Below are 9,540 nucleotides of genomic sequence, written 5' to 3'. Positions count from 1 at the left end.
AATGCGAATATTTGTCTACGGCAGTTTACGACGCAAGCAAGGCAACAGCCACTGGATGACTAACGCTCAGTGGCTGGGGGACTTTGTTGTCGAAAATCATCGGCTATACAGCCTCGGGCATTATCCCGGCGCGGTGCCGGGGGAAGGCAGCGTCATGGGCGAAGTCTATCGCATCGACGCGGCAACGCTTGGTGAGCTGGACGCGCTGCGTACCGCAGGCGGCGAGTATAAACGTCAGTTGATCCAGACGCCGTATGGCAGCGCCTGGATGTATGTCTACCAGCGTTCGGTTGAGGGTAAAGTCTTTATCGAAAGCGGTAACTGGCTCGACCGCGACCAGTATCAGAAGTAATCAGTCACAGAGAACCGCGCCGGAAGGCGCGGTTTTTTTATGCACGGGTGTGTTGGCAATTGCCCGGTGGTGCTGCGCTTACCGGGCCTACAAACGGCGCCAGCAGTCTGTATTATTGGGATTTGTAGGTCGGATAAGGCACAGCCGCCATCCGACATCCAGCCGTAACATCCCAAAACGTAGCCAAAAAAAAGCCCCGGCCGCGTAACCGCGCCAGGGCTTTTTTCAGATAAACCGTATTACTTCTTAGCTGCGCGCTCGAAGGATGCAACGATTTCAGCTTTTGCTGCTTCAGCGTTGTCCCAACCGTCCACTTTCACCCATTTGCCTTTTTCGAGATCTTTGTAGTGCTCGAAGAAGTGAGTGATCTGCGCTTTCAGCAGTTCCGGCAGGTCGTTCACATCTTTAATGTGATCGTACTCTTTGCTCAGTTTGGTGTGCGGAACGGCAACCAGTTTCGCATCTTCGCCAGATTCGTCGGTCATTTTCAGCACGCCAACCGGACGGCAGCGAATAACAGAGCCTGGCTCCAGCGGGTACGGCGTCGGCACCAGCACGTCTACCGGGTCACCATCCAGGGAGAGGGTGTGGTTGATGTAACCGTAGTTGCACGGATAGAACATGGCGGTGGACATGAAACGGTCAACGAACAGCGCGCCGCTTTCTTTGTCGACTTCGTATTTGATCGGGTCAGCGTTAGCCGGAATTTCGATAACGACGTAGATATCTTCTGGCAGATCTTTACCCGCCGGGACGTTGAGTAAGCTCATGTTTGTTTCCTTTGAAATGTGTGGCAAACAAGTGCCGGGTATTATAGCCAACTCGCGGTGAAAGTCTTGATGTGTTTTACCTTCCTCACACTTTTCAGACCCTTTTCCTCTGCCGTTTTTCAGTCGTTTTGTCCATAACGACAGCAGCATCCTGAATAATTTTGTGAAACCGATTACAACGCCATTTCGTTGCGATGTTGCTGCGGTAAATTCCTGCAATTTCAAGGGAGATTTATGCTGCGTTTCAGACGGTCATTTCGCGTGCCAGATCGCAACTGGCAATCAACAATTCATTCACTTTTCGGATTTGTGATGTAACTCATTCTGTTACATCGCCCATTGTCTATAGTTTCCCCGCAGGTGAAGTTGTAGCCAACAATAACCCTACGAGGATTCTCTTATGTGGAAGCGCTTACTTCTTGTCACAGCAGTTTCGGCAGCCATGTCGTCTATGGCGATAGCCGCCCCGTTAACCGTAGGATTTTCGCAGGTCGGATCAGAATCCGGCTGGCGAGCCGCTGAAACCAACGTCGCGAAAAGCGAAGCCAGCAAGCGCGGCATTACGTTGAAAATTGCTGACGGCCAGCAAAAACAGGAAAACCAGCTCAAAGCGGTGCGTTCGTTCATCGCTCAGGGTGTCGACGCCATCTTTATCGCCCCGGTGGTCGCCACCGGCTGGGAGCCGGTGCTGAAAGAAGCGAAAGAGGCCAAAATCCCGGTTTTCCTGCTCGACCGTTCAATTGATGTCAAAGACAAATCGCTCTATATGACCACCGTCACCGCCGACAACATTCTGGAAGGCAAGCTGATTGGCGAATGGCTGGTGAAAACCGTCGATGGCAAACAGTGTAATGTCGTTGAACTGCAAGGCACCGTCGGCGCGAGTGTGGCAATCGATCGTAAGAAAGGCTTCGCCGAAGCCATTTCCAAAGCTTCTAACATCAAAATCATTCGTTCGCAGTCCGGCGACTTTACGCGCAGCAAGGGTAAAGAGGTGATGGAGAGTTTTATCAAGGCGGAAAACAACGGCAAAAACATTTGCATGGTTTACGCCCATAACGATGACATGGTGATCGGCGCGATTCAGGCTATCAAAGAAGCGGGTCTGAAACCGGGCAAAGACATCCTGACCGGTTCTATCGACGGCGTACCGGATATCTACAAAGCGATGATCGATGGCGAAGCCAACGCCAGCGTCGAACTGACGCCAAATATGGCGGGTCCAGCGTTTGACGCGCTGGAGAAATACAAAAAAGACGGCACGATGCCGCCGAAGTTGACCATTACCAAATCCACGCTCTACCTGCCGGATACGGCGAAAGAGGAGCTGGAGAAGAAGAAAAATATGGGTTACTGAGTCCCGAAAACCCTCTCCCTGCGGGGAGAGGGTCTTAGCGTAAGGGGTCAACAATGAACGCGGAAGCACACCAGGAAATCCTGCGAACCGAAGGCTTAAGTAAATTCTTTCCCGGCGTAAAAGCGCTCGATAACGTGGATTTCACGCTGCGACGCGGCGAAATCATGGCCCTGCTTGGGGAAAACGGCGCGGGAAAATCCACGCTCATCAAAGCATTAACCGGGGTTTACCACGCAGATAAAGGCACTATTTGGCTGGAAGGCCAGGCCATCAACCCGAAAAACACCGCCCACGCGCAACAACTCGGCATTGGCACGGTGTACCAGGAAGTGAACCTGCTGCCGAATATGTCGGTAGCGGACAACTTATTTATTGGCCGCGAGCCGCGACGTTTTGGCTTGCTGCGCCGCAAAGAGATGGAAAAGCGCGCGAGCGAATTGATGGAGTCCTACGGGTTTTCGCTGGATGTGCGCGAGCCGCTCAACCGCTATTCGGTGGCGATGCAGCAGATTGTCGCCATTTGCCGCGCCATTGATCTGTCAGCGAAAGTGCTGATCCTCGACGAACCGACCGCCAGCCTCGACACGCAAGAAGTGGAGATGCTGTTTACTCTGATGCGCCAGTTGCGCGATCAGGGCGTCAGCCTCATTTTCGTCACCCACTTTCTCGACCAAGTTTATCAAGTCAGCGACCGCATCACCGTGCTGCGTAACGGCGGTTTTGTCGGCTGTCGGCCCACCCGCGAGTTGCCGCAAATCGAGTTGGTTAAAATGATGCTCGGCCGCGAGTTGGACACCACCGCGCTGCAACGCGCCGGGCGCACGCTGTTGAGCGACAAACCGGTGGCGGCGTTCAATAACTTCGGTAAAAAAGGCGTTATCGCGCCGTTTGATTTGCAGGTTCGCCCCGGTGAAATTGTTGGCCTGGCAGGGTTGCTCGGTTCCGGGCGCACCGAAACGGCGGAAGTGATTTTCGGCATCAAACCGGCCGACAGCGGCAGCGCGCTGATCAAAGGCCAGCCGCAGACCTTGCGTTCCCCGCACCGGGCATCTTGCCTGGGTATCGGTTTTTGCCCGGAAGACCGAAAAACCGACGGCATTATCGCCGCCGCATCGGTACGGGAAAATATCGTGCTGGCGCTTCAGGCGCAGCGCGGCTGGTTACGACCAATTCCGCGCAAAGAGCAGAACGCCATTGCCGAGCGGTTTATTCGCCAGCTTGGCATTCGCACGCCCAGTGCCGAGCAGCCGATTGAGTTTCTCTCTGGCGGCAACCAGCAAAAAGTGTTGCTCTCGCGCTGGCTGCTGACCCGCCCACAATTCCTGATCCTTGATGAACCGACGCGCGGCATCGACGTGGGCGCGCATGCTGAAATCATTCGCCTGATCGAAACCTTATGTGCCGACGGGCTGGCGCTGCTGGTGATTTCGTCCGAACTGGAAGAGCTGGTGGGGTATGCGGATCGGGTGATCATCATGCGCGATCGCAAACAGGTGGCCGAGATCCCGCTCGCTGAACTGTCGGTTCCGGCGATCATGAATGCCATTGCGGCATAAGGAGTAGAGTGTGATGCCTCAATCATTGGGCCAGACGACGCCGAAGCGCCGCTTTAACTGGCCGACCGGGACACCGCAACTGATAGCGCTGCTACTGGTGTTGTTGGTGGACAGCCTGGTCGCGCCGCACTTCTACCAGGTGGTGCTGCAAGATGGCCGCCTGTTCGGCAGCCCCATCGACATTCTCAACCGCGCCGCGCCCGTCGCGCTGCTGGCGATCGGCATGACGCTGGTGATTGCCACTGGCGGCATTGATCTCTCCGTTGGCGCGGTGATGGCGATCGCTGGCGCCACGGCGGCGTCATTAACCGTTGCCGGGCACAGCCTGACGGTGGTGCTGCTGGCGGCGCTGGCAACGGGCGTGCTGGCCGGTTTGTGGAACGGCATTCTGGTGGCGATCCTCAAAATTCAGCCCTTCGTCGCCACGCTGATTTTGATGGTCGCCGGGCGCGGCATCGCGCAATTGATTACCTCCGGGCAGATTGTCACCTTTAACGCGCCGTCGCTGGCGTGGATCGGCAGCGGCTCGCTGTTGCTGTTCCCGACGCCGGTGATCATCGCGCTGGTGACGCTGATTCTGTTCTGGCTGTTTACCCGCAAAACCGCGCTCGGCATGTTTATCGAAGCGGTGGGCATTAACATTCGCGCGGCGAAAAATGCCGGGGTGAACACGCGCATTGTGGTGATGCTGACCTACGTGCTGAGCGGCGTTTGCGCGGCGATTGCCGGGGTGATTGTCGCGGCGGATATTCGCGGTGCGGACGCCAACAACGCCGGATTGTGGCTGGAGCTGGACGCCATTCTGGCAGTGGTGATCGGCGGTGGTTCGTTGATGGGCGGGCGCTTTAACCTTGTGCTTTCGGTGGTGGGCGCGCTGATTATTCAGGGCATGAACACCGGCATATTGCTCTCCGGTTTCCAGCCGGAACTCAACCAGGTGGTAAAAGCGGTAGTGGTAATGTGCGTGCTGGTGGTTCAGTCGCCGCGCTTTATCGCGCTGCTTAAAGGAGTGCGCGGGCATGATAAAACGTAATTTACCGCTGATGATCACGCTGGGCGTTTTCGTGCTCGGCTATCTCTACTGCCTGACGCAATTTCCGGGTTTCGCGTCAACGCGGGTGATTTGTAACATCCTGACCGACAACGCCTTTTTGGGGATAATCGCCGTCGGTATGACCTTTGTGATCCTGTCTGGCGGCATCGATTTGTCCGTCGGGTCTGTCATTGCCTTCACCGGGGTATTTTTAGCCAAAGCCATTGGCGATTGGGGCATTTCGCCGCTGCTGGCGTTTCCGCTGATTTTACTGATGGGCTGCGCCTTCGGCGCGTTTATGGGGCTCCTGATCGACGCGTTAAAAATCCCCGCGTTTATCATCACGCTGGCCGGGATGTTTTTCCTGCGCGGCGTCAGTTACTTGCTTTCCGAAGAGTCGATTCCTATCAACCACCCGATTTATGATTCGCTTTCCAGCCTGGCGTGGATGATCCCCGGCGGCGGTCGGCTGAGCGCCATGGGGCTGCTGATGCTGCTGGTGGTGGTGATTGGCATTTTCCTCGCGCATCGCACCCGTTTTGGCAACGAAGTGTATGCCATTGGCGGCAATGCGACGTCGGCCAATTTGATGGGCATTTCCACGCGCAGCACGACAATCCGCATTTATATGCTCTCCACCGGGCTGGCGACGCTGGCGGGCATTGTCTTCTCGATTTACACCCAGGCGGGTTACGCGCTGGCGGGCGTTGGCGTGGAACTGGACGCGATCGCCTCGGTGGTGATTGGCGGTACGTTGCTGAGCGGCGGCGTTGGCACGGTGTTGGGCACGCTGTTTGGCGTGGCGATTCAGGGGCTGATTCAGACCTATATCAACTTTGACGGCACGCTCAGTTCATGGTGGACGAAGATCGCCATCGGCATTCTGCTGTTTATTTTTATCGCGTTGCAACGTGGCCTGACCGTGCTGTGGGAGAACCGCCAAAGTTCGCCGGTTACCCGCGTCAGCACAACCGCAACAAAGCAATAAACATAGAACTGACTGTTTCCCCTAAAGTAATTCCGGTAGTGGCCGATAACTGACGAATCCGGCGTAATTTACGCCAAAAGTCTCTTCGCTACCGGAATTCTTATCATGCTTAAAACGCTTTCGATCCGTACTGGCTTACTTTCTCTGCTGGCTTTAATGACGCTTCTGCTGTTGCTGGTGAGCGGCATTGGCATTTACGCGCTCAATAAAAGTTCCTCGTCACTTGAGCGAATCAGTCAGTTGCAGGGCGAGAAGATCGCGCGTCTGAGCGAAGGTTATACGCTGATCCTGCGTGCGCGGAACGAAGCCGGCCAGGCGGTGCGCATGATGGAAGTCGGTTTGCTCGACGATGCGGCAAAATCCGTGAAGATGATCAACAGCGAAATCGAGCAGGGCGAAAAATCCCTTTCCGACGTGATCGCAACGGGTGTTGATGATGAGCAAGGTGCAGCCCTGCTGGCAAACGTGGCGAAAAGCTATGGCGACTACGTCAGCCAGGGCATCAAACCGATGCAAAATGCGCTAAATCAGCAAAGCGCTGACACGTACTACGATCTTCTGGAAACCAAGCTGATCCCCATTTCCCGCCAGTTCGACAACGATATGCAGGCTTTTCAGGTGTGGGGTGAAGCGCGCGGCAAAGCGGAAGTGGTGGACGTACAGAACAGCAAACGTTTCGTGATGATGCTGATTATGGTTGTCGCGCTGCTGGTCGCCGGGATTATCGTGCTGGCCTGGCTGGCGCTGCGCCATATGCTGCTGAAACCGCTGGATGCCTCGATTGAACAGCTTGAACTGGTCGCGGCGGGGGATTTGACCGCAACAAATACCAAAGTGGCGAGCAAAGAGTTTGCTCGCCTGAACGCGGCTATCGAAGAGATGCGCCAGTCGCTGGTCGGCTCGGTAATGCGCGTGCGCGATGCCAGTTCGCAAATTGATACCGGCAGCCGTGAACTGGCGGCAGGTAATGTGGATTTATCCCAGCGTACTGAATCCACCGCCACGTCGCTGGAACAAACGGCGGCAAGCATGGAGCAAATTACCGCGACGGTGAAACTGAATGCTGACAACGCCGAGCAGGCGCATAAACTGGCGAAAACGGTCTCCGACACCGCCGATCGTGGCAGCGAAATGGTCTGCTATGTGATTGAAAAAATGCGCGATATTTCCAGCAGTTCCGATCGTATCGCCGATATTCTGAGCGTGATTGATGCCATTGCCTTCCAGACCAATATTCTGGCGCTGAACGCCGCGGTTGAAGCCGCGCGCGCCGGGGAGCAGGGCCGTGGTTTTGCGGTGGTCGCCGGGGAAGTGCGTAACCTCGCCAGCCGCAGCGCGGAATCCGCCAAAGAGATTCGCCAACTGATCAGCAGCTCGCAGACGCAAGTTTCCGAAGGCAGCGACCTGGCGATGCAGGCGGGCGAAACGATGGACGAAATCGCCGAAGAAGTGTTGCGCATGACCAAGTTAATGCGCGAAATCGCCAATGCATCGCAAGAGCAGAGCCGTGGTATCGAGCAGGTGAACATTGCCGTAAGCCAAATGGACGAAACGGCACAGCAAAATGCGGCGCTGGTACAACAATCGTCTGCGGCGACCCGTTCGCTTGAAGAACAGTCGCGCGAGCTATTGCAAGCAATGGCGTCATTCCGTTTGCAGGCACAAGGATAAACAGGGAAAAGAGATGGGTGTGTGTATTCAATGCGACAACGACGCGCTGAAAGGCAGTGATTTTTGCGCGGCTTGCGAAGAGCGCGAGTTCAAAAAGATTCGTGGCTGGCTCTACCTTCCGGCGCTGGGTTTAGTGCTGACGATCCTCGCCAATATGATGGCGGTGAACTTCTCTGTGCGTTTGCTGATGGAGCATTACGACGTCATCAGCAATACCCGTAAAGCGATCGTTTTGTTCGAGCTGTTCGCGTTTATCGGCATGTTTGTGTATGCGATTTTTGTCAGCAGCCTGTTCTTTCGCAAAAAGCGTCAGCTTCCGCGCCATTACATGGTGCTGGTGGCGACAGGAACGGCGTTTGTCGCCATTGACTTGCTGTTAGGCCATCAATATCTCGACGTACCCTACGTTTACGATACGGTGAAACCGCTGGTGCGCAATGTGCTGAGCGCGTGCATCTGGATTCCGTATTTCATCGTTTCCGAACGTGTAAAACGCACGTTTGTAAGGTGATTTTGTAGGCCGGGCGGCTTCGGCTTATCCGGCCTACAACGCTGCTTGACGAAACCCTTATAAAAAATCTGAAAAAATGCCTTTGCTGCCGCAGCGCCCCGTATTGATGATGTGACGGCAGTAGAATCGCGCTCGTCCGTTCAAAGGAGAGGAATTAGGGATGAGCAAGCGCGAGGACATTATTGATGGGCGTGAATACAGAAACCGCACTTACGGATTGATTTATACAGAGGTGCTGGGATGGATTGATTTAGGGCATGCCCAGGGCACTGACATTGTTAATCTGCTGAAACAAATAAATGAAGGAGAATCCTCCGGCGAGGAACGCTATAAAGTGGTTTACTCGCAATCCATGACGGACCCGACTCGCACCATAAAAATGGGAAAATTCATCACCTGGATTGTCAAACGGGGACGTTCGTATCCCGAACGAAAAAGCATTGCGCTGGCGATGATGATGACTCTGGCACGAAAATTCGAAGGGCTGCAGGCTTCATTTCCGGTTAGCCTTACAACAGACAGTGGATTCAGTGGCGAAGATTTAGTTTCAGACCTCCTCGGCTTTTATCGCGTAGTCTCCATTGATAATCCTTTTGAAATGCTCCGGCCGGTAAGCAAAGCTGAAGCACTCAAGCGGTGGGATTTTTACGGAAAAACGGGTTCCTGGAAAAACGCGTCTTTCACGCCATTATTATTCCCGGACCCGGAGAAATTTCCTTCGGTGAGACCGCGCAGAGGAGTGTTACCCAACTTTATGCAGTCCGTACGTCCATGGGATGATTTCCGTTCAGGGATTGTTGGCATTCAAAGTGTTAATGGCAGTTACATGGACCGTGCAAAAGGAGGCACGTTGCCCTATGCGTAAATCAATAAAGGTACTCAGCGCGGTTGTCGTCGTGATTGCCGTTCTATTCACTTTTGCCTGGCCATGGATCGAAATGGAGTTTGCTGGCAGCGCGCATTACACAGAGCAAGATTTGCGGGAATATAATTTCTATACCCCTGATATATTGAAAAAAATGCCGCGGATATCCCCACGCTATGACTTCGATTTCGCCAACATCACAGGGCCTGCAACGCATGTGTATGCTGTAAAATTCTATGACACGGAAGATACCCGTCAGATTGATGCATACCTTACGTCGGAAGGATACCAACGCCAGGGTAACTGTAATATCGACAATATCTGCTGGCACGGAAAGGATCCCGACGAAACCGTCATGGTCAGTTTAATGAAGAGCGAAATAGGCGTGATTGTTCAGGTAGTCTACGACTTTACCTAGCATTCATTAGGTGATTTTT

The 9,540-nt window shown here is 54.4% G+C and carries 10 protein-coding genes; 9 read left to right on the top strand and 1 reads right to left on the bottom strand.

Features of this window, described 5'->3' with window-relative positions:
• Position 1: 1 nt before the first annotated feature.
• Positions 2–352: a gamma-glutamylcyclotransferase family protein gene (locus AAEY27_RS19615; RefSeq protein WP_342322463.1), complete on the top strand. Its 351-nt coding sequence runs from the start codon at positions 2–4 to the stop codon at positions 350–352.
• Positions 353–591: 239 nt separating this feature from the next.
• Here AAEY27_RS19615 and ppa read toward each other — a convergent pair whose 3' ends face one another.
• Positions 592–1,122, bottom strand: a complete 531-nt coding sequence (gene ppa, locus AAEY27_RS19610; RefSeq protein WP_023478348.1) for an inorganic diphosphatase — start codon at positions 1,120–1,122, stop codon at positions 592–594.
• Positions 1,123–1,522: 400 nt separating this feature from the next.
• Between ppa and ytfQ the strand changes: the two genes are divergently transcribed.
• The 8 genes from ytfQ (at position 1,523) to AAEY27_RS19570 (ending at position 9,521) form a co-directional block, all read left to right on the top strand.
• Complete coding sequence (ytfQ, locus tag AAEY27_RS19605) at positions 1,523–2,479, top strand: galactofuranose ABC transporter substrate-binding protein YtfQ (protein ID WP_342322462.1); 957 nt, start codon at positions 1,523–1,525, stop codon at positions 2,477–2,479.
• A 53-nt stretch (positions 2,480–2,532) separates the two neighbouring features.
• Positions 2,533–4,035 carry a galactofuranose ABC transporter, ATP-binding protein YtfR gene (gene ytfR / locus AAEY27_RS19600; protein ID WP_342322461.1) on the top strand — a complete coding sequence of 501 codons (1,503 nt, stop codon included), beginning with the start codon at positions 2,533–2,535 and terminating at the stop codon, positions 4,033–4,035.
• 10 nt (positions 4,036–4,045) lie between these two features.
• Positions 4,046–5,068, top strand: a complete 1,023-nt coding sequence (ytfT, locus tag AAEY27_RS19595) for a galactofuranose ABC transporter, ATP-binding protein YtfT (protein ID WP_342322460.1) — start codon at positions 4,046–4,048, stop codon at positions 5,066–5,068.
• Complete coding sequence (gene yjfF / locus AAEY27_RS19590; RefSeq protein WP_342322459.1) at positions 5,055–6,056, top strand: galactofuranose ABC transporter, permease protein YjfF; 1,002 nt, start codon at positions 5,055–5,057, stop codon at positions 6,054–6,056. Before ytfT ends, yjfF begins: the two co-directional genes overlap by 14 nt.
• A gap of 105 nt (positions 6,057–6,161) precedes the next feature.
• Positions 6,162–7,727, top strand: coding sequence for a methyl-accepting chemotaxis protein (locus tag AAEY27_RS19585; protein ID WP_342322458.1), 1,566 nt, complete (start codon positions 6,162–6,164; stop codon positions 7,725–7,727).
• Between the two features lie 13 nt (positions 7,728–7,740).
• A complete protein-coding gene (locus tag AAEY27_RS19580; protein WP_342322457.1) occupies positions 7,741–8,238 on the top strand; it encodes a DUF2569 domain-containing protein in 498 nt (165 codons plus the stop codon).
• Between the two features lie 160 nt (positions 8,239–8,398).
• Positions 8,399–9,103 (top strand): hypothetical protein, encoded by a 705-nt coding sequence (locus tag AAEY27_RS19575; RefSeq protein WP_342322456.1) that lies wholly within the window; start codon positions 8,399–8,401, stop codon positions 9,101–9,103.
• On the top strand, positions 9,096–9,521 hold the full coding sequence (locus tag AAEY27_RS19570; RefSeq protein ID WP_342322455.1) for a hypothetical protein: 426 nt from the start codon (positions 9,096–9,098) through the stop codon (positions 9,519–9,521). The genes AAEY27_RS19575 and AAEY27_RS19570 overlap by 8 nt, the downstream gene beginning before the upstream one ends.
• The last annotated feature ends 19 nt before the right edge of the window (positions 9,522–9,540 follow it).

Origin of the sequence: Kosakonia sp. BYX6, from assembly GCF_038449125.1 — a bacterium.
Taxonomy (GTDB): domain Bacteria; phylum Pseudomonadota; class Gammaproteobacteria; order Enterobacterales; family Enterobacteriaceae; genus Kosakonia; species Kosakonia calanthes.
This window is presented reverse-complemented; position numbering and strand designations above follow the sequence as displayed.

Coding starts and splice junctions, on each gene's coding strand:
- ytfR (WP_342322461.1), top strand. CDS start 2,533: ATGAACGCGGAAGCACACCAGGAAATCCTGCGAACCGAAGGCTTAAGT.
- AAEY27_RS19615 (WP_342322463.1), top strand. CDS start 2: ATGCGAATATTTGTCTACGGCAGTTTACGACGCAAGCAAGGCAACAGC.
- ppa (WP_023478348.1), bottom strand. CDS start 1,122: ATGAGCTTACTCAACGTCCCGGCGGGTAAAGATCTGCCAGAAGATATC.
- AAEY27_RS19575 (WP_342322456.1), top strand. CDS start 8,399: ATGAGCAAGCGCGAGGACATTATTGATGGGCGTGAATACAGAAACCGC.
- AAEY27_RS19585 (WP_342322458.1), top strand. CDS start 6,162: ATGCTTAAAACGCTTTCGATCCGTACTGGCTTACTTTCTCTGCTGGCT.
- yjfF (WP_342322459.1), top strand. CDS start 5,055: ATGATAAAACGTAATTTACCGCTGATGATCACGCTGGGCGTTTTCGTG.
- AAEY27_RS19580 (WP_342322457.1), top strand. CDS start 7,741: ATGGGTGTGTGTATTCAATGCGACAACGACGCGCTGAAAGGCAGTGAT.
- AAEY27_RS19570 (WP_342322455.1), top strand. CDS start 9,096: ATGCGTAAATCAATAAAGGTACTCAGCGCGGTTGTCGTCGTGATTGCC.
- ytfQ (WP_342322462.1), top strand. CDS start 1,523: ATGTGGAAGCGCTTACTTCTTGTCACAGCAGTTTCGGCAGCCATGTCG.